A 24,172-nucleotide genomic window follows, 5' to 3' on the forward strand; every position below is an offset into this window, starting at 1 on the left:
GATACCGGGCCGAAGGCGGGGCCGCAACGGGGCTCAGCCCTTGGTCTTGTCCTCGAAGAAGGGGGTCATCTGCGCGACGATCACGGCGTTCTCGGCCCGGGCGCGTTCCATCAGCGCCTGTTCCTCATCGTCGATGTCGTGGCCTTCGTCCAGCCGTTCCTCAAGCGTGCCGTAGCCTGTCACGTCAAGGGGGGCCATGTCGGCCTGTTTCAGGATCGCGACGGTTTCGCGCACCGCCTCGGCCTCGTCCACGCCGCTGGCATAGCACATCAGCGCGGCACCCGTCGCCCCGTCGGGAAGGCCGTCGCCGGTCTTGCGACCGACCTCGACCAGAAGGGTATAGACGTGGTGGATTCTCTCGGATTTTGCCATGGCGCATGTCGTGTCAGGAACATGCGCCATGGGCAAGCCCTATCGTTTGACGGCGCGCCAGACGGCGATCAATCCGCAGGCACCGACAAGCCCGACAATCAGCTGCGGCAGCCAGCTGCGTTCGGCATAGATGCCCAGGGCACCCAGGATCAGGTTCAGAACCACCGCGCCGACGATGCCAAGACCGATGTTCATGATCAGGCCGGTGTCGGCCTTCATGATGATGCTGGCGATCCATCCTGCCAGACCGCCGATGATGATTGCCCCGATCAGACCGATACCCATGTTCGCACTCCCGTTTTGTTTTTCATACCACAAGACAATCCGGTGACGGCGGATTAGTTCCCGTCACCGGTGCCCTGCGGGATCAGTCGCGCAGGAGTTCGTTGATCCCGGTCTTGCTGCGGGTCTGGGCATCGACCCGCTTCACGATCACGGCGCAATAGAGGTTGATGCCGTTCTTGCTGGGCATCGAACCGGCCACGACCACCGAATAGGGGGGCACTTCGCCGAAGGTCACATTGCCGGTCTCGCGGTCGACGATCTTGGTGGACTTGCCGATGAACACGCCCATGCCCAACACGCTGCCCTCGCGCACGATGCAGCCCTCCACGACTTCCGAGCGGGCGCCGATGAAACAATTGTCCTCGATGATGGTCGGCCCGGCCTGCATGGGTTCCAGCACGCCGCCGATGCCGACGCCGCCCGACAGGTGCACGTTCTTGCCGATCTGCGCACAGCTGCCCACGGTGGCCCAGGTATCGACCATGGTGCCCGAATCCACATAGGCGCCAAGGTTCACGAAGGACGGCATCAGTACGACGCCCGGCGCGATATAGGCCGACTTGCGCACGATGCAGTTGGGAACGGCGCGGAATCCGGCCGCTTTCCACTGGTTCTCGCCCCAGCCGGCGAACTTGCTGTCCACCTTGTCCCACCAGCCGGCCCCCTGCGGCCCGCCGGCCTGCATCTCCATGTCCTTGATGCGGAAGCCCAGCAGCACCGCCTTCTTGGCCCACTGGTTCACGTTCCAGTCGCCGTTCTCCTGGCGTTCGGCCACGCGCAGCTTGCCGGAATCCAGCGCGTTCAGCGTGTCCTCGATGGCCTCGCGGGTTTCGCCCTTGGTGGCAGGCGTGATGGTGTCCCGTGCGTCCCAGGCGGATTCGATGGCGGTTTCCAGGGCGGCGTTCGACATGGGGCGGCTCCTTGCTGCAGTGATCGGTTCTCCGCCATAGACACCAAACCGCCAAATTAGGCAATGCGCAGCCCGGGGCACGGCCCCCCGGGTTTCTTCTTTGCCCAAATACTCCCGCCGGAGGCGTCCCGCACCCTCGGGGCCGCGCCATCAGTCAAGCGCGCGCGCCTCGCTTTCCAGCATGACCGGAATCCCGTTGCGGATCGGATAGGCCAGGTGCGCGGCCTTGCTCACCAGTTCCAGGCGCTCGGCATCGAAGGTCAGGGGGGCGCGGGTCTGGGGGCAGACCAGCGCCTCGAGCATGCGGCGGTCGTGAAGGGGGTCGGTCATTGCATGATGTCCTCGGCATCGCCCCGGCGCAGGGCGAATTCGATCAGGGTTACCAGGGTTTCGCGCCGGGTGGTCAGCGACGGTGCCTCAAGCAGGGCCTGCTTGTCCTCGGGTTCGAAGGGGCACAGCATGGACAGCGAATTGATCAGCAGTTCATCCTCGGCCTCGTGCAGGGAATCCCAGTCGGTCTTCAGGTCCTCGGAATCGAAGAACCGGCCCAGCAGTTTCAGAAAGGCGTCGCGGTCAAAGCCGTCATCGCGCTCGGTCGGTCCCATGTCGCGCGAAAAGCCGTCCCAGGACACGTCGCAACGGGTGTAGGGTTGAAAACCCTCGACCTCGCCGGTGACGCGGAACCGGGAAATGCCGGTGAGGGTGACCATATAGCGCCCGTCCTCGGTTTCCGAAAAGGCGGTCAGCCGTCCGGCACAGCCGATGGCATGCAGGCGCGGCTTGTCCGATCCGGGCACGTCGCGCGGCTGGATCATCCCGATCAGCCGCCCGGGGGTCTTCAGGGCGTCGTCCAGCATGGCAAGATAGCGCGGCTCGAAGATGTGCAGCGGCAACCGCGCCCGGGGCAGAAGCAGCGCTCCGGGCAGCGGAAAGACGGGCAACGTGGCGGGCAGGTCTTTAATCGGAAACATGTCCGTCAAGATAGGGCGCGGCCCGCGTTAAGCAAATATCATCGACGACAGTTTCCGCCGCCCGCTCAGCACCACCGGATCCTTTGCGGGCAGGGCGTCGAAGATGGTGAAAAGCTGGGTCTTGGCGGCGGCATCGTTCCATTCGCGGTCGCGGCGGAACAGCTCCAGAAGCTCGGCAACGGCGCCTTCGGCATCGCCCTTGGCGTGCAGGGCGGTGGCCAGGTCGAAACGGGCCTGGTGGTCGTCGGGGTTCGCCTCGACGGCGGCGCGCAGATCGTCGATCGGGCCGGCGCCTTCGGCCTGTCGGGCCAGTTGCAGCTGGGCGGCCGCGGCCTCAAGCTCGGGCGCGTGGGAAATGTCAGCGTCGGCGCCGTTCAGCACGGCCTCGGCCTGGTCCAGATCGCCCAGCGCGATATGGGCGCGCACCATGCCGCCGTAGGCGGCGGCGTTCTTGGGGTCTTCGCCCAGGATGGCGGCGAAGGTCTGGGCGGCGTCGGTGACGGCCCCCTCGGCCAGCATCTGCTCGGCCGCCTCAAGCGCTTCGGCCAGGCCATCGTCGGGGGCGGCACCGCCACCGGCGGCGATCACGCGCTTGACGAAGGCCTCGATCTCGGATTGCGGCTGGGCGCCCTGGAACCCATCGACAGGCTGGCCCTGGTAGAAGGCATAGACTGTGGGAATCGACTGGATGCGCAACTGTCCGGCGATATTCTGGGCTTGGTCGACGTTGACCTTCACCATCTTCACCGCGCCCTTGGCGGCAGTGACGGCGGCTTCCAGCATGGGGCCAAGCGTCTTGCAGGGGCCGCACCAGGGGGCCCAGAAATCGACGATCACCGGCACGTCCTTGCTGGCCTCGATGACATCGGCCATGAAGGTGGCTTCGGTGGTGTCCTTGATCAGGTCGGCGGCGGCGGGGGCGGCGGGGGTCTGGCCGAATTCCAGCATGGCAGGCGGTCCTTTGCGCAAAGTCCTTGTTGCCGTTCTAGATGGCGTAAGCGGCCCCGCGTTGCAAGGTCAGCCCGCGGGTTTGCCGGGCCGGGGCAGGGGCAGGCATCCGGTCAGACCCGCCGGCAGAACCAGGCGCGCCCCGGCGGCATAGAGGGCGCGGGCAAACCGGGGGGTGTCGTTCTTCAGTGTCAGGTGAAGCGGCCCGGCGGCGATGATGCCGGTGCCGTCGGGCAGGCGGGCGGCAAATCCGTCGGGCGGCAGGATCACCACCGCCGCCGGTGCGGCATCGCTGAACAGCATGACCGAGGCCATCACCGCAATCCACCCCGCGAAGAGCAGCGGCAGCGCGATGAGCAGCCGCCTAGTAATCATGGATATGCTCCAGCCGTGCGCCGGGCGGAATATCGCGCAGCAGTGCGGCCAGATCGCGCAGCTTCACGATGAGAAGCGAACGTGTATCGCCATACCCCTGCCGCGCAAAGGCATGCACCGCGCCGGGCAGAGGGGCGGGGGCGGTCAGCGTCAGCAGGATGTCGTCGTTGCCCGCGATCTCGGTGATCTCGGCCCCCCGGGCGGCCAGGTCGGCCAGGATGCGGGTGAAGGCGCGATAGCGCGGCGTTTCGATCTCGATCCCCTCGTCGCGGGTGGCGATCACCGTCACGCCGTCGATCCTGCACAGGGCTTCGGGCGCCAGGCCGGTCACGACGCTGCGGATTGTCAGCCGGTCGGCCCCCACCTGCCCGACGGCCTGTTCGATCAGACCGGCATAGGCGGATTTGGCGCCATATTCCAACCCCACCGCCAGGGCGCGTTCGCGGTCGCGGAACACGGAGGTTTTCGCGTCCTGCAGGGCCGTGGCGTCGCGGGTGAAATCCCACTTGTACCAGGGCACCTGTTGCAGGAAGCGGGCGTAATCGGCCGCCTGGCGCGCGGTCAGGTCGTCCAGCGGTGCGCGGGTGTCGCCGCGTATCCATGTGGCGATGCGGCCCAGGGTTTCCTCATAGGCGGCCTTCAGCGCCATTTCCGCGGTAAAGCTGACCCCGATGGTATAGATCGTCGCCTTGGTTTCGCCGGTCACACCGCCATGCCGTGCCGACAGTTCGTTCAGCGGGCAAAGCGCCTGCCAGAACCCCATGACCGCCTGTCGAAAGTCGAAATCATGGGGGTCGCCGGTGCCAATCACCCGGGCGTAATCGTCATAGGCGTGAACGATGTGCCATTCCGGATAGGTCATCAGGCTGCGCGATTCCGCGCGGTGGTGTTCGGGGGGCAGGATCGCGGGATAGCCGGGGGTTTCGCCGCTGCCGCGACAGGCCAGTTCGACCCAGGCGATGGGCGACAGCAGAACCGCCGCCACCATGAATAGGGCCAGAAGAACACCGCCCAGCCATTTGCCCAGCGTCTTCATCGCCGCGCCAGAAACAGGCCCGACAGCAGGGCGACACCGCCCAGCCCGATATGCGGCAGGTTGGCCAAAATGCGGAAGGTGAGGGGATAATCCTGCACCCCGTAAAAGAAGATCCCGAAATCGAGGTAGCCCACGCCGGTGGCCAGCCCCAGCGCCCCGTCGGCCAGGTAAAGCGCGCCGAAGGTCAGCAGGTAGAACCGCGATGCCCGGTGCGACACCAGCGCCGCCGCCCCTGCCCAAAGCGCCGAGGCCAGGTGAAGCGCATCGTCGAAGGCATCCAGTTCGAATATCCCGAAGGTCAGGCCTTCGCTGTCGCGCACCCCGGGGATGTAGTTCAGCGCCGCGACGATCAGCAACACGACGAAATAACCAAGGCAGATCTTGCGCAGCAGGGTCATAGCGGCTCCAGGTATCTGTCCCACAGGGCGTTGCGGAAGCGCAGGTCGGGGTCGATCTCGCGCTTCTTCGCGGCGAATTCGGGCGCGCGGGGATAGGCGCGCAGGAACTGCTCCTGCGTGGCGTGCAGGCGATAGGGCAGGTAATAGCTGCCGCCGATATCAAGCACGCCGTCGATCAGGGCGCGGGTCATGCGGGCCATGTCCTCTTCGCCGCGGGTCGTCATTTCCTGCGAAAACAGCATGACGGCGGCGATGCGCGGTTCGGGCGCATAGGACAGCCAGGATTCCGTGTCGGCCTGCACATAACGCAGGGTGATGTTCAGAAGCTCCTGATAGCTTGACGGGATGACCCGCTGGCACACCCGCACGAAGTCGGCAAAGCGGTCGGGAGCGATGAAATATTCGTGCAGGATGTCGGTGCGCGACGGATCGCCGTCATCCAGGGTGACGACCGGTTCGTTGATCAGGCTGTTGCGCGTGGCCGCGCCGCCGGTGATGACGGGCGACAGGGTGGATTCCACGAACCAGCGGCCCTTTTTCACCGTCTCGTTGCCCAGCTGCGCGCGGAAAATGTCGCGCGCGATATGGGCCAGGGTGCCTGACCCGCTGGCCGGCGGAAGCTCGGTCTGATCCGCCGAGGGGCGATAGGTGATCAGCAGGGCATCCTGAAAGAACCGGTCACGATCGACGTTCAGGCGGCCATAGGCCATGTCGATGCTGCCGTCGCTCAGCGCATCGGCGAAGGCAAGGCCCAGGTTCTCGCCCGGCAGCTTCACGAAATCGGGTTCCAGCCGCCGGTTGGGGGCCATTTCCACCGTCAGGTCGGTGATGAGGCCGGTCAGCCCGTATCCCCCCATGGTCATCGCGAAAAGATCGGCGTTTTCCTCACGCGAACAGGTGATCCAGTCGCCATCATGGGTCACCATGCGGAATTCGCGCACCGTGCTGCCCATGGGGCCGTGGGGCACGGGCCAGCCGTGGGCGTTGACGGCGAAGGTGCTGCCGACGCCGAAATCGTTGTTCGACTGCATGACCTTGGGGGAAAATCCCAGCGGGTCGAGCGCGGCGATCACCTGGCCCCAGCGGGCACCGGAATGCACGCGGTAGGTGCCGTTCGCCGTGTCGGGTTCGACAAAGCCGTTGTCGCAGGTGATGGCATGGCCGCCGCGCGGGATGGATTGCCCGCCCATGGAGTGGCGCGCCGCCGAAAGGCAGACGGGGCGGCGGCTTTCGCGGGCCTCGTCCAGTTCGCCGCGCAACCGGGCCACCAGCACATCGCCCACGTCATCGTTCAGTGTGACATGGCGGAAGATCGGTGTTTCGTTCAGCCCGCTGGCATCGTTCAGCGTGTCGGCATTGGCCGGCGGGATCAGCGACGTGGTGCCGTCGCGCGTGGGCAGGGCCGGGCCGAAGCGCCCCGCGCCCCAGGCCCCCACGGCGGCCCCGCCCCCGAACAGCAAGGCACGACGCGTCAGTTTCCACATGGCGCCCTCACAGATCGAAGGTGGCGAAGACGGGGGCGTGATCGCTGGGCTTGTCCCAGCCGCGCGCATGGCGCAGCACGCGCGATCCATGGGCCGCCCCGGCAATGTCGGGCGTGGCCCAGAGATGATCGAGCCGCCGGCCCTTGTCGGCGCTGTCCCAGTCGGGCGACCGGTAGGACCACCAGGAATAAAGCTGCCCCTCGGGAATGTCGGCGCGGGTCACATCCACCCATTTGCCGGCATCCTGCGCCGCGCCCAGGTGTTCCACCTCGACCGGCGTGTGGCTGACCACCTTCAGCATCTTCTTGTGATCCCAAACGTCATCCTCGCGCGGGGCGATGTTGAGGTCGCCCACCAGAATCGCCTTTTCGGGCCGTTCGGCATGGAAGGCGTCGCGCATGTCGGTGAGGTAATCCAGCTTCTGGCCGAACTTGTCGTTGATCTCGCGGTCGGGCTTGTCGCCGCCCGCGGGCACATAGAAGTTGTGGATCGTCACGCCGTTTTCCAATTGCCCGGCGATGTGTCGGGCATGGCCCAGCCCGGCGTGATCCAGCGCCGACACCTCGGCAATCGGCAGTTTCGACAGGATGGCGACGCCGTTGTACCCCTTTTGGCCACGGGCGATCATGTGGGTATATCCCAGCGCCTCGAAGGCCTCGCGCGGGATCTTGTCGACCGGGCTCTTGCATTCCTGAAGGCACAGGATGTCGGGGGTTTCCTCTTCCATCAGGCGCAGGACCAGCGGCTCGCGCAGGCGGACCGAGTTGATGTTCCAGGTGGCAAGGGTGAAGGGCATGGATTGATCCGTATCTTGGTGGCGTGGAGGGGCCGGGGAACGGCCCCGGCAAGGGCCGCCGGGCGGCGCGGGGTGTTGCACCACATATGCCCGACATCGGCCGTCATCGCCAGTGCGATGCGCGCGCGATGCGGGTCGCGCGCCGGGTGTCGCCACAGCAAAAAGGGCAGGTGGCGTGATGCCACCTGCCCGACATGCCCTGCCCCGGCTGGAGATGTGCGGATAAGGCCGCGACAGGACAATTCCTGAACTGTCAGCCCCGGCGCCAGCCGTAGCTGTGCAGGCAACGGGGCGAATACCCGTTGTCGCGGCGGTTCTTGTGGCCCCCGCCCACGCGGATTTCACAGGCCGCGGGCAGGCGGTTCGCGTGGCGCATCTTCCGTTGCAGGCAGCGCTTGGCGAAATACCGCTCGGTCCCGTGGCGGGTTTCGGTGCGGCGCAGGCATTCGGAGGGCACGATCTTCACCTCCGGGCGGGGGCGGTAATCGGGGCGTTCGGCCTCGGCCTCGCGCTGGCGCTTGTCACGGAAGTGGTCATAGGTCGCGCCCAGGATGATCACCGTCGCGACGCCCCCCAGAAGCCGCTTGAGGTTGTCGTTGTCCGCTTGTGCGGGGGCGGCGCCCAGGGTGGACAGGGCAAGGGCGGCGGACAGGATCGTGGCGATGAGGGGGCGTGACATGAGAATTTCCTTTCGGCTTCGGATCAGGGTGATGCCGGGCCGGGGAATGCCCGACCTGGCCTGTTCCCAACATCGGCCCGGGGGCGCCAGACAGGCAATATCGCGCCGCGGTTATCGGATAGCGGCGGCGCAAACCCCTGCCGTTATTGAATATCCGCAGCTTTGCGCCCATCGTGACAGCTGTACCCGGAAACCAGAGGTTGCCCCATGTTCCGCCTGTTAGCCCCCTTCGTTCTGGCCCTGTCGATGATCGGCATCGCGGCCGGGGCAGATGCCGCCTGTTACGCCGATTACAAGGCCAAGACCGACGACCCCCTGCGCCTGCATTACGGCGTGATCCGCCTGCCGGCCGAATCCTGTTCGGTGGGGGCCGCGCGTTCGGTCATCGCCGCACGGATCGGGGCCGATGGCTGGACCTTGCTGAACGTGCTGTCGGTTTTCGACGATTCGGGGCTGGAAGAAAGGAAGGCGAATGCCGGGCAATATTTCCTTCGCTACTGATGCGCGGCGCTCGACCGCGCGGATCGTCGCCTTCGGAATCGGGGCCATCGTCGCGATCCTGCTGATCGCGGCGGTGCTGCTGTTCGTGAACCTGCCCGATGCCAACGCCTTCAACGCCCGGGTCGAACAGATATTCGTGAACAACGACGCGCTGACCCAGGGGGGCGACATCAAGCTTCTGGAAATCCTTGCCCAGTCCGGCACCGCCTTTTCCGACGTGCTGAGCAGTTACCGGGTGGTGATCTTCGTGCTGCTGGTCTTTGCCACCGCGCTTCTGATCGCCTCGCTGGTGTTTCTGGTGACGCTGATCGCCCTGAACCGCCGGATGGGCGAAATCGAAAGGGCGGGGATACAGGTGTCATCGCTGCTGATCTCTCGCGAGGAACGCACGGTCTATCTGAACAACATTGAGTTCAAGCTGACCGAGGCCGCCATCGAAACCCTGTCGGCCCTGGCCGAGGCGCGGATGGACGACGACGTTTTGTCCGGCGCCGAGCTTGAATCGGTGATCTCGGGGCGAAAGGCCGCCGATTGCGACGAGGCGGCAGGCGCCACCCGGATAAAGCGGCTGCGCGACACCCTGGGCAACCAGATGGTCAGCGAGCTTCTGGTCAAGAACATCGCACGGCGCGGTTACATGCTGTCGATCGACAAGGGCGTCATACGCATGGTGTGACGCGGCGCCTACAGCCAGCCGCGCCGCTTGAAGAACAGATAGGGTACCACCGCCGAAACCACCATCAGCCCCAGCGCCATGGGATAGCCATAGGGCAGCGCAAGTTCCGGCATGTTGACAAAGTTCATCCCGTAGACCGACGCGACCAGGGTGGGCGGCAGGAACATCACCGCCGCCACCGAGAAGATCTTGATGATGCCGTTCTGTTCGATGCTGATCAGCCCCAGGGTGGCATCCAGAAGGAAAGTCACCTTCTGGGAGATGAAGCCGCAGTGGTCCAGCAGCGAACGGATGTCCTGGCCCAGGGTGCGCAGCGCCTCGTGGCGGGCGGGGCCGGGGCCTTGCAGGCGGGGCTCGAGAAAGGTGGCAAGGCGCGACAGGGTCATCAGGCTGTCGCGCAGGTTCGAGGTAAGATCGCCCTTGCGCCCGATGGTTTCCAGCGTGGTCTTGTAGTCGGGGCTGGGAGCGGTGCCCTTGGGGGCGAAAACCTGGCGCGACACGGCGTCCACGTCATGGCCTGCCCGCTCGAGGATGTCGGCCAGCCGGTCGACCACGCCATCCAGCAAATGCAGCAGCGCGCCCTCGGCATCGACGATATCAAGATCGCCCCGTTCGAACCGCGCCGCGGCAGCGCCGAACACCCGCGGATCGTGATAGCGGATCGTGATCAACCGCCCGGCCGAAAGGATGAAGGTCACCGGTTTCATCAGCAGATCGTCGGTGTCGGTGCGTGACGGGATCAGCGCGGTCATGAAGGCGGCCTTGCCCTCGACGTAGAGACGCGATGAAATCTCGATCTCGACCATGTCATCCAGGGTGGGCAGCGCAAAGCCGCAGGTCTGTTCGACCGCCTCGATCTCGGGGGCGGTGGGTTCGAACAGGTCCAGCCACAGCGCATCGGCCAGGGTTTCGGACTGGCGCAGAAGGGGGCCATCGGGGGCAAAGGCGCGGATCATGGCGTGGCTTTCGGATCTTGTCGCGACAGGGCAATCCCCTGCCTGTCTGACCGCCCGCCGCGCGGCAATCAAGCCCCGCCTTCGCGCGGTTTTCACCCCGACCCTTGGCAAGCAGGACGAAACAACCGATATGAAGAGGGATGAAAACACATGGCCAAGGGCGGTGAGGATGGGCGGACTGCCCCTGAAGGGATTGAATGGACATGTGCGCGCCCGCCGCGGCTGGCGGAGGCTGTTCGTCTTCAGCGGCCTGCCCGATTTCGTGCACCACGACGTGACCACGCCACGGTGGAGCGGCCCGCCGCTTTCCATCGCGCTTCTGTCGGATTTTCACACCATGTCGCCCTGGAACGGTCTGCCCGCGCTCGAGGCGCTGGTGGAGCAGGTGAATGCCCTGCCGGTCGACCTGATCCTGCTGCTGGGCGATTACATCCCGGCGCGCCCCACCCCCGGGCTGGGCGCCACGCCCGAACAGACGGCCGAGGCGCTGGCGGGTCTGAAGGCGCCCCTCGGGGTGCACGCGGTTCTGGGCAACCACGACTGGCGCGACGACGACGTGGCCCGCAACAGCGACTACCGCGAAAGCGGCGTTCTGAACGCCCTGACGGGCGCCGGGCATTCGATGCTGCTGAACGATTCGATCGCGCTTGACCACCACGGGTTCAAGTTCTGGCTGGTGGGCTACGACAGCCAGCAGGGCCACAAGCACTGGCGCGACGGCACCGCGCGCCACGATCCCGAACGCGCCTTCCGCGACGTTCCCGAGGATGCGCCGGCGATCCTCATGGCGCATGAACCCGACTGCTTTGCCCTGCGCAACCCACGGGCATTGCTGCAACTTTCCGGTCATACCCATGGCGGACAGGCCAACTTCTTCGGCTGGCGTCCGCTGACTCCTTCGGAATATTCCGACCGCTATGCCTATGGACATGTGCAGGAAGATGGCCATCATCTGGTGGTGTCGGGTGGCATCGGATATTCCCACGTTCCGCTGCGCATTGCCCAGCCGCCCGAGGTGACACTGGTAACGCTGCGCGGCGACCTGCCCGAAACGGAGTGACCCATGAACGACATCGTGATCCTGTCCGGCGCCCGCACCGCGATCGGCACCTTTGGTGGTGCCTTTTCCGGCACACCCCCCACCGACCTGGCCGCGACGGCAAGCCGCGCCGCGCTGGAAAGGGCGGGGCTTGCCGCTGACAGGATCGGCCATGTGATGTTCGGCCATGTCATCAACACCGAACCGCGCGACATGTACCTGTCGCGGGTGGCGGCGATGGCGGCGGGTGTACCAGACAGCGTTCCGGCGATGAATGTGAACCGGCTGTGCGGATCGGGGGTGCAGGCCGTGGTTTCGGCCATGCAGGCGCTGGCGCTGGGGGATGCCGATTTCGCCCTCGCAGGCGGCGCCGAATGCATGAGCCGCGCGCCCTATATCCTGCCCTCGGCGCGCTGGGGCGCGAAGATGGGCGATCAGCCGGTGGGCGACATGATGCTGGGGGCGCTGAACTGCCCCTTCGGCACCGGCCACATGGGTGTCACCGCCGAAAACGTGGCTTCCGAACACGGGATCAGCCGCGATGATCAGGATGCCTTCGCGCTGGAAAGCCAGCGCCGCGCCGCCGCCGCCATCGCCGAGGGGCGCTTTGACGAACAGATCGTGCCGGTCGAGCTGAAAAGCCGCCGCGAGACGGTGGCCTTCCGCACCGACGAACACCCCAAGGAAACGACAGCCGAAGGGCTGGGCAGGCTGCGCCCCGCCTTCCAGAAGGACGGGACGGTGACGGCGGGCAATGCCAGCGGCATCAACGACGGTGCCGCCGCCCTGGTGCTGGCGCGCCACGATGCGGCCGAAAAGGCCGGCCTTGCCCCGAAGTTCCGCCTGCTGGGCTATGCTCATGCCGGGGTGCGCCCCGAGGTGATGGGCATCGGCCCGGTTCCGGCGGTGCGCGCGCTGTTCGACCGCACCGGCCTTGGCCCCGATGATTTCGACGTGATCGAAAGCAACGAGGCCTTCGCGGCCCAGGCCATTGCCGTCAGTCGCGAACTGGGTCTTGATCCGGCCCGGGTGAACCCCAACGGCGGCGCCATCGCGCTGGGCCATCCGGTGGGGGCCACGGGGGCGATCATCACCGTCAAGGCGATGTACGAACTTGAGCGTACCGGCGGACATCGTGCCCTTGTCACCATGTGCATCGGCGGCGGCCAGGGCATCGCCCTGGCGCTGGAGCGGCTTTAACCCGCAGGCGTCCAAAAGGCGGCGCTGACGCGCCACGTCTTTATCTGATTAGCGCGCCCCTTGGCGGGGCGCCTTTCCATTGTCGCTGCGCGGGCCGCGATGTGCCTCCGGCGGGAGTATTTCGTGCAAGAAAGAGAGGGCGCGGGTCAGTCCAGCCGCACGCTGCTGCGGGCCGAGCGGCCGGCGCCGTCGATCACCGAAAGGGTGACGAAGCCCGCGCCGGGCCGGTCGATCCAGGCCTCGCGTTGATCGAGGCGGCGCACCACCGGGCGGCCATCGGCGAGGATCGTGAAGGGGGGGCGGCCCTCGCGCAGTTTCACCACCAGCGGTGCGCCGTTCAGCGCCAGGCGCGCGCCGTCGGGCGGGAAGGCGATCAGCGGCGCGTCGGGGTCGGGGGCGAAGGCGGCGGCCCGGCTTTTGAAGTGGCGCAGGGGGGCGGGCAGATCGGCGGTGCCCACCATCAGCGTTGCGGGGGGCGGTGCGGGCAGCGGCACCCGACGGCCCGGCAGGCGGCCGAAAGCCTGGAACAGCACCGGCGCGGCGACATCGCCCCCGAAGGCGCCGGGCACGGGTGTGCCGTCGGGGCGGCCCATCCAGACGCCGATCACATGCTGTCCGTCCCATCCCAGCGCCCAGGCATCGCGGTAGCCGTAGGATGTGCCTGTCTTGTAGGCGATGCCCCCCTTCGGTGCGCCGGGGGGCGGGGCCAGGCCCGACAGGATGTCGCCCAGGTGCCAGGCGGCCTCGGGCGAGAGGATGCGCGCGCCCGGCGGGGTATCATCGGCGGTGGCGTGAAGCCGAAGGCCGACCCCGCCCCCCGCGATCATGGCATAGAGTTGCACCATGCCCTCAAGGGTGACGCCGACGCCCCCCAGCGCCAGGGCCAGCCCGGGTTTGCCCGGCAGTTCGGCCTGCATCCCGCTGCGCCGCATGTCCGAGAGAAGGCGGGCGGGGCCGATCGCCTCGGTCAGTTGCACCACCGGCAGGTTCAGCGACAGCTGCAGCGCCTCGCGCAGGGGAAGCGTGCCGCGAAAGTAGCCGTCGAAGTTTTGCGGGGCATAGGTGCCGAAGGTCATCGGCACATCGTCGATCAGGGTTTCGGGATGGGCCAGCCCCTGGTCGAAGGCCAGGCCATAGACCAGCGGTTTCAGGGTCGAGCCGGGCGAGCGCAGGGCCTGGGTCATGTCCACGAAACCCTGCCGCGGGTCGTTGTCATAGCGGGCCGAGCCGACATGGGCAAGGATTTCGCCGCTGCGGTGGTCGGCGACGATGATGGCGATTGACATCCTTTCGCCCCGGGCACGCACCGCCTGGCGGGCCAGATCCTCGATCGCGATCTGGGTGGGGCGGTGCAGGGTTGTCATCCGAACGCCGCCCCCCGCGCCAACAAGACGGTCCGAGAGGTGCGGCGCCAGGGCCGGAAAGGGGCGGCGCGCGCCGGGCACCTGTTCGCGCCGGGCGGTGCGGGCGGTTTCGGCGCCGATCACCCCGGCGGCCTGCATCCGCGCCAGCACCCGGTCGCGGGCGGCGCGGGCGGTTTCGGGGTGGCGGTCGGGGCGGCGGGTTTCGGGCGACTGCGGCAGCGCCACCAGCAGCGCGGCCTGCGCCGGGGTCAGGCGGGCCGGTTCCTTGCCGAACCAGGTCAGCGCGGCGGCGCGCAGCCCCTCGACATTGCCGCCATAGGGCGCGCGGTTCAGGTAGAGCGTCAGGATCTCGTCCTTGCTCAGCCGGCGTTCCAGCGCGAGGGCCAGGCGCACCTGGCGCAGCTTGCCCGCGATTTCGCCGGTCGGGCCGTCTTCCAGCAGGCGGGCCACCTGCATGGTCAGCGTCGAGGCGCCCGAGGTCAGCCGCCCGCGTGCGATGCTTGTGGCCGCGGCGCGCAGAACCGCGCGGGGATCGACGCCGTGGTGGGTGAAGAACCTCTTGTCCTCGTAGGCCAGCAGCATCCGGGTAAAGCTGGGATCGACGGCATCAAGCCCGAGGCGCAGCCGCCAGCGCCCGTCGGCCACGGTATAGGCGCGCAGCAGATCGCCGTTGCGGTCGCGGATCTCGGTGCCGGTTTCGATGGCCAGGGTCGGCAGGGCGGTGGCGTCGATCCAGTCATCGAACCGGTCGCGGGAATAGCCCACCAGCGCCAGCACCAGGGCCAGCGCCAGAAGCCAGCGTTCAGGGCGCATCGACCGTGCCATCCCAGCCGGTGGGATAGTGGGTGACAAAGCCCGAGGGATGGGCGACCAGATCGGCGTCGAACCCCGGCGCCCCATAGCGCAGGGTCTGGGCGTCGATCCGGTGATAGCGTTGCGACAGGGGCTGCACCCGTCCGGCGGGCCAGGAGAGCCAGAGCGCCGTCACCGCCTGTGGCTGATCCAGCGTGGCCTCCAACCGCCGCAGCGGCAGCAGGTTGGTGGCCGGGGTGAAGCCCAGGTCGATGTCGATGCAATCGTCGGTGCCGGGCACCGCTGTGCCGTTCACCGTCCAGGCGCCGTTGCGCTGGAACCGCCAGCCCAGGGCCGAGGCGCCGAAGGTGCCGGTGACATCGGCGCCGGTGGTGTGCCAATGCCGGTCGCAGCGCACCACATAGTCCAGCGCCGCGTTTACCCCCGCCTGCACGAAGCGGGCGTGACCGATCAGCATGTAACCCTCGGGCTCGGCCACCAGGCGGCACTTGTCGTCGCCCTGGCCATCGAGACGACGCCAGTTTGCGGTGGCCAGGACCTGGCCCTTCACTGGGTCACCGTCACTTGCCCGGTTTCGGTGCGGGCGCGGAAACGGGGGCGGTACATGTCCTCGACGCTGGCGGCGGGGTGATGGAAGGTGCCCGGCGAAATGGCCCGCACCACATAGGCCAGCCGGAAGGCGCGGTCGGATTGCCAGTTGATCGCCGTCAGGAAGCGGTCGGTGCGGAATTCGCTGTTCTCGACCTCTTCCACCGTATCCAGCCAGTCGAAGGACCCGACGTCGCCCGAGCGGACGAGGTTGGGGTTGTCGATCTCGAAGCCGGCAGGCAGCGGATCGTTCACCATCAGGCGGGCGCTGGTTTCGGCGAAGGGCTGCACCGTCAGCACGGTGACAAGGCGGGTGCCCACCGGCACATTCGCCGGGTCTGCCGGGCTTCCCTCAAGGGTGAAATAGGTGCGTTCGATGGCATAGCCTTCGCCGCCCTTGGGCTCGGGCACCTCGGGGATGCCGAAGGTGGTGAGGGTGACGGTGGCCTCGGCGCTGCCGGTGTTGGCGATCAGCACCGGTTCGCCCGCGGTCTGGGCTTCAAGCACGCGGATCAGCGGGCCGTCGGGCACCGTGCCGTTCACCGTCAGCGCGCCGCCCGTGGTGTCGCCCAGCAGCGCGTTGGCGGCCAGCAGCGACCAGACCGCCTCTTGTGTCGAACGCTCGGGGCCGCCTTGCAGGGGGGCGATGGCGTCGATCATCAGGTCGCGGTTCAGCGCGGTGCTGCCGGATTCCACCGCAAGGGTCAGGACGGCGGCGTTGTCGCGCAGGCGGGTGCCGTAATCGGCCCGCCAACTGCGCGGGTCGTTCACCGGCTGGGTCAGCATCCGCCCCGCCTGCAGGAACAGGGCATCGGCGCGGGTCGGGTCGCCATAGCTGGCCAGGGCCGCGCCCAGTTGCGCCACGGCCAGGGGGGTTGCCAGGTCGTCGGCCTTCACGTCGGCGTAATAGCGCAGATCGCCGATGTTCGCCGCGCCCTCGCGGGCCAGGACGTGCAGCGCATAGGCGATGTCTTCGCCGCCCTCGTCGAAATCGGGGGCATAGTTCACCCGGTTGCGCAGATTGTCGAGCGCCTGGCGGAAGGCGATGTCGGGCACGGCGATGCCCTGGGCGCGGGCCCGTGACAGGAAGTCGGTGACATAGGCATCCAGCCAGAAATCACCCGAATCCGGGCGCCACATGCCAAAGCTGCCCCCCGGCGCCTGGTTGTCCAGCACCCGGGTCACTGCCTGTTCGATCCTTTCGCGCAGCTTGTCGCGCGTGCCAAGGCCCATGGCGCGGGCCACATCGTCGAGATAGAGCAGCGGCAGGGCGCGGCTGGTGGTCTGTTCGGTGCAGCCATAGGGGTAGCGATCCAGCGCTTCGAGAAGGCCGGGGGTGTTGAACCGCGCCAGCGGCCCGGCGGTGAGGGTTGCGGTGCCGGTGCCGGGGCGCAGGCCCGCGAAGACATCGGAATCGAAGGTGAAGGTATCCCCCGCCGCCAGCGAAAACCGGCTGGTGCGGTGGGTTTCGGGATCGTTCAGGCGCACCGGCAGGGTCAGTTGCTTGGTCAGTTGCTTGCCGTCGGGCGTGGTGAGGGACAGGTCGATTGTGTAATCGCCCACCTCTCCTGCGGTGACTGGCACGCTGAAGACCTGTTTCTCTCCCTCGGCCAGCGGGAACTGTGCCGGCAGGGCGCCGGTGTCCAGCGTGACGCCGGCACCACCGACGCTGAGCGCGGCAAGCCCCGTGGGCCCGGTGGCATGGACCACCTCAAGCAACATGCGCGAGCTGTCTCCGGGGGCCAGGAACCGGGGCAGGGTGGCGGTGACCACGACCGGATCACGCACCAGCACGTCCTGTTCGGCCTGTCCCACACCACTGTTGGACCAGACGACGGCCATCAGGCGCACCGTGCCGTTGAAGGCGGGCAGGTCGAAGGTGGCGCGGGCCACACCGTCCTGGCCCACCTGAACCGGGCCGCTGACGAAGGCCAGTAGGTCTTCGGTCGGGGGGGGCGATTGCATCCGCATGCCGCCCGCCGCATCACCGCCCGACCGCACCCGGCCCATGGCGCCGGAATTGCCGTCGATCAGGCGACCGTACATGTCGCGGATCGCCACGCCCAGCTTGCGCTGGCCGAAATAGTACTCCGACGGATCAGGGGATTCGAAACCGGTAAGGTTCAGGATGCCCACGTCGATGGCGGCAATGCTGGCCCAGGCGGTTTCGCCCGGTGCGATGCCCTCGACCCTCAGCGCAACCTCGAAGGGCTGGCGCGGCTGGGCCTCGGCGGGGACGTCGAAGCTGGCCTGCAACTGTGCCGCACCCGGATCGACCGGGGCATAGGACAGGCCCAAGGCGCGCGCCGGGGCGGTTTCGCTGTTCGCATCGCCGCCGGGGCGCAACACGGTGGCCGCCACATAGGCGCCCGGGCCCCAATCCTCGGTCACGGGGATCTGCACGGTGTTCTCACCCTCGGAAACCTCAACCGCGACCATGTCGATCAGGCGGTCCGACATGACCGTGACAAGGGCCTTGCCGGCATAGCGCGGGACAAGGCGCAGGGTGGCGGTGTCGCCCACATCGTAGGCGGCCTTGTCCAGCGACACCTCAAGCGTGTCGGGCGTATCGACGGCCGAGGCGGCGGTGTACCACCCGGCGTAGAATTCGACCGAACTGGCGGCATATTCACCGCCCAGCCGTTCAACCGTGATCTCGTAGCTGCCCCATTCGACCGGTGCGGCAACACTGACCGGTTCGCTGCCCAGTGTCACATCGCCGCTGGCGATCCGGGTGCGGCGGGTGATCGGCTCCCACTCCCACCGGCCGTTCAGCGAATACCACTGGTACTGGCGTTCGACGCGGTTGATGGTCCAGCGGGCCGGCATCGCCTGGGTGGCATTGGCGGCGACCAGGCTGAAACGCGCCTCGGTGTTCTCGGGCAGGGTGCCGTCGAAGGCGGGCTTGATGCCGATCATCGCGCCGGTGGGGGCGATGGCGCGGGTGATGCTGCGCTCGATGGGCCGGCCCGAACCTTCCTTGATTTGCGCGGTGATCCGCGCCTCAAGCGGGCGACCGGTGGGTTCGACCTCGGGCAGCACCAGCGGCAGGACGGCGCGGCCATCGGCATCGGTGGTCGTGCTGTCGAGATAGCGGGTTTCGCTTTGCCGGGGCGCGTCGTGGCGCCCGAAGCTGTAGCCGGGGAAACCCTCCAGCGTGTCGGACGGGCTGACGCGCAGATTCGCCTCGACCGCAAGCCCCGCACCGGGGGTGCCAAACAGATAGCGCGCGTCAATGGTCAGGGTCGTGCGGGCCGACAGAGACAGCGGGCCTTCGGGCAACGTCAGGTCGGCGTCGATACGTTCGGGCAGGAAATCCTCGATCAGGACAGGCTGGCTGGCCAATGCCTCGGCCTTGGGGTCGGCGTGGATGTCCAGCCGCCAGGTGCCGCGCGCCACGTCGCCCCCCGTGGGCAGGCGGAACATGTGACCGCCCGCCTGGCCATCGGCCGAAAGCGTCCGCGAATACTCCACGCCATCGGGGCGATAGAGGATCGCGGTCAGCGGCACGCCGTCGATGGCCTTTGCGGCACTGTCTCGCAGCAGGGTGGTGGCGACCACGGTATCACCGGCGCGATAGGCGCCCCGGTCGGTGGTCAGGAAGACATCCATCGGCCCGGCGGGGGCGCGCCCCTCTACACCGCGATCCGACAGGTCGAACTCGGGGTCGGTGAGGGGCAGGAAGGCCATGTCGTCGCTGCCGTTCTCGACCAGCAGCAGGGCCGGGGCCGCGCCGCCGGTGCCACGGGTCAGCCCGGCGGCGAAAAGGGCGTGCCCGGAGGCGTCCGCCGTGGCGGTGCCCAGCACGGCATTGGCCCGCGACAGCAGCGTGAGCTTTGCCCCCGCAACCGGATCGGCGCTGGACAGCGCGCGCACGAAGGCATGCAGCCCGTCGTTGCCCGCCAGCGTGGTCAGCCCCAGGTCGGAAACGACAAACCACTGGGTGGCGGGCGGGTTTTCATAGGTGTCGGCCCCGGGGATCATGGCCTGAAGCGCATAGACGCCGGTGGTCAGATCGCCCGCGACCTCGCCCAGGGGCAGGCGGGTGGTCATGTCGCGGTTCAGTTCGCGGCTGACCTCGCCCGTGCCTTCCCAGACCAGCTGGCTGACCTCGGTGGCGAATTCATCCTGGCGGTAGTCGGGCACCGGCTGGCCGAACATCCGGTCCTGGATCGCGCGGATCAGGTTGCGGTCCGACACGCGGAACAGCTTCAGATCGACTTCGGACAGGTTGACGGTGACGATGGGCAGGGCCACGTCGCCCCCGGCGGGCAGGATGTAGCCACGCCCTGAGAGCCGCGCCACCGGCGATCTGTCACGCACATAGAGGTTCAGCGTCACCGATTTTGCCAGTTCCTCGCCCGAGGCGGCGGGCAGCCCCTCGCGGAAGGTGACGCGGTAACGGGTGCCATGTTCGACCCCTTCAAGGCATAGGCGCGAGTCTTCGGCCTGCACCGCAAGCCCAGTAACCTCGGTCTGAACGAAGGTGGCGTAATCGACGCCGGCCTGCACCAGGGGTTCGTTGAACTCGGCGCAGATGCGCGGGCTGGCCAGGTCGCTTTCGACCTGGTGGTCGGCGATGCGGAAGCCGAACTTGCCGATGGCATCGTCCAGCTTCGCGGCCAGGTCGTCACGCGGGGCCAGGCTTTGCGCCAGGCGCAGGGCGGGAATCATGTCGCGGCCCCGGTCGTTGCGTTCAAGCGCGTCGGCCATTACCGACAGGGCGGCCACCCGCACCGGCACCGTATCGGCGCGCAGATACCCGTTGATCGCGGCGTTCAGCGCGGCTTCGCGATAGGTGCGGCGCTGGCGGGAATCGCTGGTTTCGATGTTCAGCGACAGGCGGGCATATTCGGTCCAGAGATCGGCGGCATCGGTCAGGCCAAGGGCCATGCCGGTATAGCGCAGGGCGTTCAGGGTGCTGCCATTGGCGCGGGCATCGCGGGCCGATTGCAGCAGTTCGACAGCCGTCAGCCCGGTGTTGGCGTGGCGGCCGGGCAGGGCGACGGCTTCGGCCATGGCATCGGAAAAATCGCGCGGATCGAGAAACGCCAGTTCGTCACGGCGCTGTTGCGACAGAGCCAGCGCTTCGGGGGGCTGGCCCGTCACCTCGGCGGAAAAGGCGCCCTGGTAGGGTAGGCGGTCAGTCACCGAAGACTTGGTGAAACAGGCGTTCGAGCGGCTGTTGAAGGTGAAGGCGCGGCATTGATTGTCGGTCAGGCAGGCCGTGCGGCAGACCTGGTAGGTGGTGTCGAAGATGGATTGCAGATCGCCGCCGAAGAAATCGGTGTCCTGGCTGACCGACAGGCGCCGCTCGGGGATGGCGGGATCTGCCAGCGCGGGCAGCGCGGCCATGAGGCCAGCAAGAATCAGGGAAAACAGGCGGGTCATGGCAAAACCTCTTTGGAATGCGACATCTCATGCTGCCACGGGGCAGACGCGGCAGACAAGGATTCGCTGCCGTTCGACTTTAAGGCGATGTTTACATGAATCGCCCATGGTCGGGGAAACGGCAATGCAAAACGCATCCAGGGATGGGAAAGATGGATCTCGCTTCGCTTCTGGCCAACGAACGCCGGGCCCGTCTTGCCGCCGAGCGCCTGCTGGAGATGCGCCAGGGCGAATTGAAGGCCGCCAACCGCAAGCTGGCCGAACACGCACGCCTGCTGTCAAACCAGGTGATCGCCAAGCGTGACGAGGTCGCGACGATCCAGAACCAGACCGAAAGCCTGCGTGACGAATACGCCCAGACCCGTGATGACCTGGCGCGCGCCCATTCGGCGGCTGAACTGGCCGAGGGGCGGTTGTGGTCGGCGCTGCAATCGGTGCGCGACGGCTTTGCCCTTTTCGATGCCGATCAGCGCCTGGTTGTGGCCAATCGGTCGTATCTGACGGTCTTTGACGGGCTGGAATCCGTGCGCCCCGGTATCACCTATGCCGAAATCGTGCGCATCATGGCCGACGAAGGCATCATTGATCCACAGGGCCCGCCCGACCGCTGGGTACAGGCGATGATCGATCGGTGGGAGGCGCCCGATCCGCCCTCGGTGGTGCTGCGCCTGTGGAATGGCCAGTTCGTGAAGCTGGTCGATCGCCGCACGCCCGACGGCGGCAAGGTGACCCTGGGCGTGAACCAGACCGACCAGTTGCGCATGTGGGCCGCGGTCGAGGCGATTCCCGATGGTTTCGTCCTGTTCGACCAGGACGACAGGCTGGTGATGTGCAACCAGCGCTACCGCGAAATCTATCCCGAAAGCGCCGAGGCGATGGTGCCCGGCGCCACCTTCGAAGAGATCCTCCACTGCGGCCTGAAGAACGGCCAGTTCACCGAGGCCCTGGGCCGCGAGGAGCAATGGCTGGAGGAACGTCTGAGCGAACACCGCCTGGCCAACCGGGTGCTGGAACAGCCGCTGGCGGGGGGCAGGTGGCTTCGCATCCTGGAAAAGGCCACGCCCGACGGGGGCCGGGTGGGCCTGCGCGTCGATATCTCGGAAATCAAGTCGCAGCAGGCCGCGCTTGAGGCCGAACGTGAACGCGCCGAGGCGGCCAGCCGCGCGAAATCGGCCTTCCTTGCCAACATGAGCCACGAGATCCGCACGCCCATGAACGGGGTCGTGGGCATGGCGGACCTGCTGCAATCCAGCGCGCTGACCGCGGAACAGGCGCTGTGCGTCAGCACCATCAGATCCTCGGGCGAGGCCTTGCTGGCCATCCTGAACGACATCCTCGATTTTTCACGCCTCGAGGCGCGCAAGATGCCGCTGGCGCCCCGGCCCTTCGACCTTGAGGATTGCGTCCACGAGGTGGTGCGCCTGTTGCAGCCTTCGGTGGTGGATCGCGATATCGCCATGGGTGTCGTCTTTGCCCCCGACCAGCCGCCGGTGGTGCGGGGCGATCCGGGGCGCATCCGGCAGATCCTGACCAACCTTGTCGGCAATGCCCTGAAGTTCACCGAAGCCGGCCGCGTCGATGTGCGCGTCGGCCCGGGGGATGACGGGGTGGTGCGGATCACGGTCGCGGATACGGGCATCGGCATCCCCGAGGACAAGCTTGATCATGTCTTCGGTGAATTCAACCAGGTCGAGGATGACCGCAACCGCCGCTATGACGGCACCGGCCTGGGCCTGGCCATCAGCCGCCAACTGGCCGAACAGATGGGCGGCGCGATCACCGTCACCTCGCGCATGGGTGAGGGCAGCCGTTTCACCGTGACGCTGCCCTTGCCCCCGGCCGAACTGCCCGGGGGGGCGGGCAGCATCGGTGGCCATGTCACCCGCGCCGTGATCGTCGCCCCCCCGGGGGATGCCCGCGCGGGTCTGGCGGCGCAACTCTCTGCGCTGGGGCTGGCCTGCGACGAACGGGATGCGGGGCTGTCGGGCCTTGGCGCGGGCGATGCGGTCTTCGTTCTGGCCGAGGGCCGGGAAACAGCGCCCCCCGCCATCGACGGCCCGCGCCCCTTGGCGCTGATCCTGGTCACGTCGAAACCGGTGCGGGGCGGACAGGCCGAAGGCTTCGACCGGGTCCTGTCTCGGCCGCTGTCGCGCAATGCGATCCTCGCCACCCTGAATGGCCTGACCGCCCCCGGGCCCGCGATGCCGCCCCCGCCCGGGGGGGCGATGCTCAGGGTGCTTGCGGCCGAGGACAACAAGACCAACCAGCTTGTCCTGCGCAAGATGCTGAAGGATGCACAGATCGACCTGACCCTGGTCGACAATGGCGCCGAGGCGGTGGCGGCCTTTCGCAGCGGCCCGCCCGACCTGGTGTTCATGGATATCTCGATGCCCGGCATGGACGGACGCGAGGCCGCGCGCCTGATCCGCGCCTTCGAGGCCGAGAACCACCTGCCCCGCACCCCGATCGTGGCGATGACCGCCCATGCCATGTCCAGCGACAAGGCCGAAATCGCCGCCGCCGGCATCGACCACCACCTGTCGAAACCGCTGAACCGCGCCAGCCTGCTGGATCACGTCGCGGCGGTGCGGGCCGGGCTTCAGGTTGCGGGATAGTCGCGCAGGAACACCGGGCGGTCCGGCTCGGACATCTCCAGGGCATGGGCATAGCCGCCGGTATCGAACCCTAGGATGTCCTGCGGGTCGGTCAGGCGGTTCTGCACGATGTAGCGCGCCATGGCGCCCCGGGCCTTCTTGGCGAAAAAGCTCACGATCTTCGCCTTGCCGTCCTTCAGCTCCATGAACTGCGGCGTGACGACCCGGGGCGTCAGGCGTTTCAGATCGACGGCGCCGAAATATTCCTGGCTGGCACAGTTCACCAGGCTGTCGCTGCCCGTCTCGGCGGCCTGGGCATTCAGCGCCCTGGCAATGGTATCGCCCCAGAAATCATAGAGCGTCTGGCCGCGCCTGGTTTTCAGGCGGCTGCCCATCTCCAGCCGATAGGCCTGGATGGCATCGCGCGGGCGCAGGACACCGTAAAGCCCCGACAGGATGCGCAGGTGATCGCGCGCCCATTCCATGTCCTCGGGATCAAGGCTGGCGGCGTCCAGCCCCATGTAGGTATCCCCCGCAAAGGCCAGCGCCGCGGGCTTGCTGTTGTCTTCGGTCGGCTCTGGTTCGAAGGCGCGGAACCTGTCACGGTTCAGGCGGGCCAGGTCATCGGAGAGCCCCATCAGCCCCTTCAGCTGCGCCAGCGTCAACTGGCGCGCATGACCGGCCAGGCGGTTTGCCTCGGCGTGGAAGTCCGGTGTGCTGACCGCCCCGCGCTCCACATCCCAGTTCAGCCGTTTGGCCGGCGAAATCACCACAAGCATCTGCATCCCCCGTCTGT

At 67.4% G+C, this 24,172-nt stretch carries 22 protein-coding genes; 5 read left to right on the plus strand and 17 right to left on the minus strand.

Going from position 1 to position 24,172, the window contains the following annotated elements:
* Positions 1 to 33: 33 nt before the first annotated feature.
* The 12 genes from H7828_RS06260 to H7828_RS06315 all read right to left on the minus strand — a co-directional run bounded on the left by H7828_RS06260 (position 34) and on the right by H7828_RS06315 (position 8,254).
* Positions 34 to 402: a hypothetical protein gene (locus H7828_RS06260; protein ID WP_425354937.1), complete on the minus strand. Its 369-nt coding sequence runs from the start codon at positions 400 to 402 to the stop codon at positions 34 to 36.
* Between the two features lie 9 nt (positions 403 to 411).
* A complete protein-coding gene (locus tag H7828_RS06265) occupies positions 412 to 657 on the minus strand; it encodes a GlsB/YeaQ/YmgE family stress response membrane protein (protein WP_226780146.1) in 246 nt (81 codons plus the stop codon).
* An 82-nt stretch (positions 658 to 739) separates the two neighbouring features.
* The gene (gene dapD / locus H7828_RS06270; RefSeq protein ID WP_226780147.1) at positions 740 to 1,567 is read right to left on the minus strand and encodes a 2,3,4,5-tetrahydropyridine-2,6-dicarboxylate N-succinyltransferase; all 828 of its coding nucleotides are present in this window, start codon (positions 1,565 to 1,567) and stop codon (positions 740 to 742) included.
* Between the two features lie 150 nt (positions 1,568 to 1,717).
* Positions 1,718 to 1,897 carry a Trm112 family protein gene (locus tag H7828_RS06275; protein ID WP_226780148.1) on the minus strand — a complete coding sequence of 60 codons (180 nt, stop codon included), beginning with the start codon at positions 1,895 to 1,897 and terminating at the stop codon, positions 1,718 to 1,720.
* Positions 1,894 to 2,538: an LON peptidase substrate-binding domain-containing protein gene (locus H7828_RS06280; RefSeq protein ID WP_226780149.1), complete on the minus strand. Its 645-nt coding sequence runs from the start codon at positions 2,536 to 2,538 to the stop codon at positions 1,894 to 1,896. Before H7828_RS06280 ends, H7828_RS06275 begins: the two co-directional genes overlap by 4 nt.
* 27 nt (positions 2,539 to 2,565) lie before the next feature.
* The gene (gene trxA / locus H7828_RS06285) at positions 2,566 to 3,486 is read right to left on the minus strand and encodes a thioredoxin (protein WP_226780150.1); all 921 of its coding nucleotides are present in this window, start codon (positions 3,484 to 3,486) and stop codon (positions 2,566 to 2,568) included.
* A 69-nt stretch (positions 3,487 to 3,555) separates the two neighbouring features.
* Positions 3,556 to 3,861: a hypothetical protein gene (locus H7828_RS06290; RefSeq protein ID WP_226780151.1), complete on the minus strand. Its 306-nt coding sequence runs from the start codon at positions 3,859 to 3,861 to the stop codon at positions 3,556 to 3,558.
* Positions 3,851 to 4,897, minus strand: coding sequence for a hypothetical protein (locus H7828_RS06295; protein ID WP_226780152.1), 1,047 nt, complete (start codon positions 4,895 to 4,897; stop codon positions 3,851 to 3,853). Before H7828_RS06295 ends, H7828_RS06290 begins: the two co-directional genes overlap by 11 nt.
* Entirely contained in the window at positions 4,894 to 5,295 is a 402-nt protein-coding gene (locus tag H7828_RS06300) for a hypothetical protein (RefSeq protein WP_226780153.1), read from the minus strand. The genes H7828_RS06295 and H7828_RS06300 overlap by 4 nt, the downstream gene beginning before the upstream one ends.
* The gene (locus H7828_RS06305; RefSeq protein ID WP_226780154.1) at positions 5,292 to 6,779 is read right to left on the minus strand and encodes an FAD-binding oxidoreductase; all 1,488 of its coding nucleotides are present in this window, start codon (positions 6,777 to 6,779) and stop codon (positions 5,292 to 5,294) included. Before H7828_RS06305 ends, H7828_RS06300 begins: the two co-directional genes overlap by 4 nt.
* 7 nt (positions 6,780 to 6,786) lie before the next feature.
* Positions 6,787 to 7,575 carry an exodeoxyribonuclease III gene (locus H7828_RS06310; RefSeq protein WP_226780155.1) on the minus strand — a complete coding sequence of 263 codons (789 nt, stop codon included), beginning with the start codon at positions 7,573 to 7,575 and terminating at the stop codon, positions 6,787 to 6,789.
* 253 nt (positions 7,576 to 7,828) lie between these two features.
* Positions 7,829 to 8,254, minus strand: coding sequence for a hypothetical protein (locus H7828_RS06315; RefSeq protein ID WP_226780156.1), 426 nt, complete (start codon positions 8,252 to 8,254; stop codon positions 7,829 to 7,831).
* Positions 8,255 to 8,461: 207 nt separating this feature from the next.
* Here H7828_RS06315 and H7828_RS06320 point away from each other — a divergent pair, with 207 nt between their 5' ends.
* Both H7828_RS06320 and H7828_RS06325 read left to right on the plus strand, forming a co-directional pair.
* Positions 8,462 to 8,755 (plus strand): hypothetical protein, encoded by a 294-nt coding sequence (locus H7828_RS06320; RefSeq protein WP_226780157.1) that lies wholly within the window; start codon positions 8,462 to 8,464, stop codon positions 8,753 to 8,755.
* Complete coding sequence (locus H7828_RS06325) at positions 8,727 to 9,431, plus strand: winged helix-turn-helix domain-containing protein (protein WP_226780158.1); 705 nt, start codon at positions 8,727 to 8,729, stop codon at positions 9,429 to 9,431. Before H7828_RS06320 ends, H7828_RS06325 begins: the two co-directional genes overlap by 29 nt.
* 8 nt (positions 9,432 to 9,439) lie before the next feature.
* Here H7828_RS06325 and H7828_RS06330 read toward each other — a convergent pair whose 3' ends face one another.
* Positions 9,440 to 10,387: a magnesium transporter CorA family protein gene (locus H7828_RS06330; RefSeq protein ID WP_226780159.1), complete on the minus strand. Its 948-nt coding sequence runs from the start codon at positions 10,385 to 10,387 to the stop codon at positions 9,440 to 9,442.
* A gap of 169 nt (positions 10,388 to 10,556) precedes the next feature.
* On the opposite strand from H7828_RS06330, the gene H7828_RS06335 reads away from it, so the two are divergent.
* Positions 10,557 to 11,447: a metallophosphoesterase gene (locus tag H7828_RS06335; protein ID WP_226780160.1), complete on the plus strand. Its 891-nt coding sequence runs from the start codon at positions 10,557 to 10,559 to the stop codon at positions 11,445 to 11,447.
* Between the two features lie 3 nt (positions 11,448 to 11,450).
* Positions 11,451 to 12,626: an acetyl-CoA C-acyltransferase family protein gene (locus H7828_RS06340; RefSeq protein ID WP_226780161.1), complete on the plus strand. Its 1,176-nt coding sequence runs from the start codon at positions 11,451 to 11,453 to the stop codon at positions 12,624 to 12,626.
* A 146-nt stretch (positions 12,627 to 12,772) separates the two neighbouring features.
* Here H7828_RS06340 and pbpC read toward each other — a convergent pair whose 3' ends face one another.
* Genes pbpC through H7828_RS06355 form a run of 3 tightly spaced genes read right to left on the minus strand, consistent with a single transcriptional unit; the run spans position 12,773 to position 20,782 of the window.
* On the minus strand, positions 12,773 to 14,803 hold the full coding sequence (pbpC, locus tag H7828_RS06345; protein WP_226780162.1) for a penicillin-binding protein 1C: 2,031 nt from the start codon (positions 14,801 to 14,803) through the stop codon (positions 12,773 to 12,775).
* Positions 14,793 to 15,353 (minus strand): putative glycolipid-binding domain-containing protein, encoded by a 561-nt coding sequence (locus tag H7828_RS06350; RefSeq protein WP_226780163.1) that lies wholly within the window; start codon positions 15,351 to 15,353, stop codon positions 14,793 to 14,795. Before H7828_RS06350 ends, pbpC begins: the two co-directional genes overlap by 11 nt.
* On the minus strand, positions 15,350 to 20,782 hold the full coding sequence (locus H7828_RS06355) for an alpha-2-macroglobulin family protein (protein WP_226780164.1): 5,433 nt from the start codon (positions 20,780 to 20,782) through the stop codon (positions 15,350 to 15,352). Before H7828_RS06355 ends, H7828_RS06350 begins: the two co-directional genes overlap by 4 nt.
* A 152-nt stretch (positions 20,783 to 20,934) precedes the next feature.
* Between H7828_RS06355 and H7828_RS06360 the strand changes: the two genes are divergently transcribed.
* Positions 20,935 to 23,397 (plus strand): PAS-domain containing protein, encoded by a 2,463-nt coding sequence (locus H7828_RS06360; protein WP_226780165.1) that lies wholly within the window; start codon positions 20,935 to 20,937, stop codon positions 23,395 to 23,397.
* Here the strand turns inward: H7828_RS06360 and yaaA are convergent.
* Entirely contained in the window at positions 23,382 to 24,155 is a 774-nt protein-coding gene (gene yaaA, locus H7828_RS06365) for a peroxide stress protein YaaA (protein ID WP_226780373.1), read from the minus strand. The genes H7828_RS06360 and yaaA overlap by 16 nt on opposite strands.
* Positions 24,156 to 24,172: the final 17 nt, after the last annotated feature.

Origin of the sequence: Oceaniglobus trochenteri (assembly GCF_020529025.1) — a bacterium.
GTDB lineage: Bacteria > Pseudomonadota > Alphaproteobacteria > Rhodobacterales > Rhodobacteraceae > Oceaniglobus > Oceaniglobus trochenteri.

Excerpts from the sequence above, each read along its gene's own strand:
- dapD (WP_226780147.1), bottom strand. The coding sequence starts at position 1,567 with ATGTCGAACGCCGCCCTGGAAACCGCCATCGAATCCGCCTGGGACGCA.
- H7828_RS06330 (WP_226780159.1), bottom strand. The coding sequence starts at position 10,387 with ATGATCCGCGCCTTTGCCCCCGATGGCCCCCTTCTGCGCCAGTCCGAA.
- H7828_RS06295 (WP_226780152.1), bottom strand. The coding sequence starts at position 4,897 with ATGAAGACGCTGGGCAAATGGCTGGGCGGTGTTCTTCTGGCCCTATTC.
- H7828_RS06265 (WP_226780146.1), bottom strand. The coding sequence starts at position 657 with ATGGGTATCGGTCTGATCGGGGCAATCATCATCGGCGGTCTGGCAGGA.
- H7828_RS06355 (WP_226780164.1), bottom strand. The coding sequence starts at position 20,782 with ATGACCCGCCTGTTTTCCCTGATTCTTGCTGGCCTCATGGCCGCGCTG.
- H7828_RS06275 (WP_226780148.1), bottom strand. The coding sequence starts at position 1,897 with ATGACCGACCCCCTTCACGACCGCCGCATGCTCGAGGCGCTGGTCTGC.
- H7828_RS06335 (WP_226780160.1), top strand. The coding sequence starts at position 10,557 with ATGGGCGGACTGCCCCTGAAGGGATTGAATGGACATGTGCGCGCCCGC.
- H7828_RS06260 (WP_425354937.1), bottom strand. The coding sequence starts at position 402 with ATGGCGCATGTTCCTGACACGACATGCGCCATGGCAAAATCCGAGAGA.
- H7828_RS06360 (WP_226780165.1), top strand. The coding sequence starts at position 20,935 with ATGGATCTCGCTTCGCTTCTGGCCAACGAACGCCGGGCCCGTCTTGCC.
- H7828_RS06310 (WP_226780155.1), bottom strand. The coding sequence starts at position 7,575 with ATGCCCTTCACCCTTGCCACCTGGAACATCAACTCGGTCCGCCTGCGC.
- yaaA (WP_226780373.1), bottom strand. The coding sequence starts at position 24,155 with ATGCTTGTGGTGATTTCGCCGGCCAAACGGCTGAACTGGGATGTGGAG.
- H7828_RS06340 (WP_226780161.1), top strand. The coding sequence starts at position 11,451 with ATGAACGACATCGTGATCCTGTCCGGCGCCCGCACCGCGATCGGCACC.
- H7828_RS06290 (WP_226780151.1), bottom strand. The coding sequence starts at position 3,861 with ATGATTACTAGGCGGCTGCTCATCGCGCTGCCGCTGCTCTTCGCGGGG.
- trxA (WP_226780150.1), bottom strand. The coding sequence starts at position 3,486 with ATGCTGGAATTCGGCCAGACCCCCGCCGCCCCCGCCGCCGCCGACCTG.
- H7828_RS06300 (WP_226780153.1), bottom strand. The coding sequence starts at position 5,295 with ATGACCCTGCTGCGCAAGATCTGCCTTGGTTATTTCGTCGTGTTGCTG.
- pbpC (WP_226780162.1), bottom strand. The coding sequence starts at position 14,803 with ATGCGCCCTGAACGCTGGCTTCTGGCGCTGGCCCTGGTGCTGGCGCTG.
- H7828_RS06280 (WP_226780149.1), bottom strand. The coding sequence starts at position 2,538 with ATGTTTCCGATTAAAGACCTGCCCGCCACGTTGCCCGTCTTTCCGCTG.
- H7828_RS06315 (WP_226780156.1), bottom strand. The coding sequence starts at position 8,254 with ATGTCACGCCCCCTCATCGCCACGATCCTGTCCGCCGCCCTTGCCCTG.
- H7828_RS06320 (WP_226780157.1), top strand. The coding sequence starts at position 8,462 with ATGTTCCGCCTGTTAGCCCCCTTCGTTCTGGCCCTGTCGATGATCGGC.
- H7828_RS06325 (WP_226780158.1), top strand. The coding sequence starts at position 8,727 with ATGCCGGGCAATATTTCCTTCGCTACTGATGCGCGGCGCTCGACCGCG.
- H7828_RS06305 (WP_226780154.1), bottom strand. The coding sequence starts at position 6,779 with ATGTGGAAACTGACGCGTCGTGCCTTGCTGTTCGGGGGCGGGGCCGCC.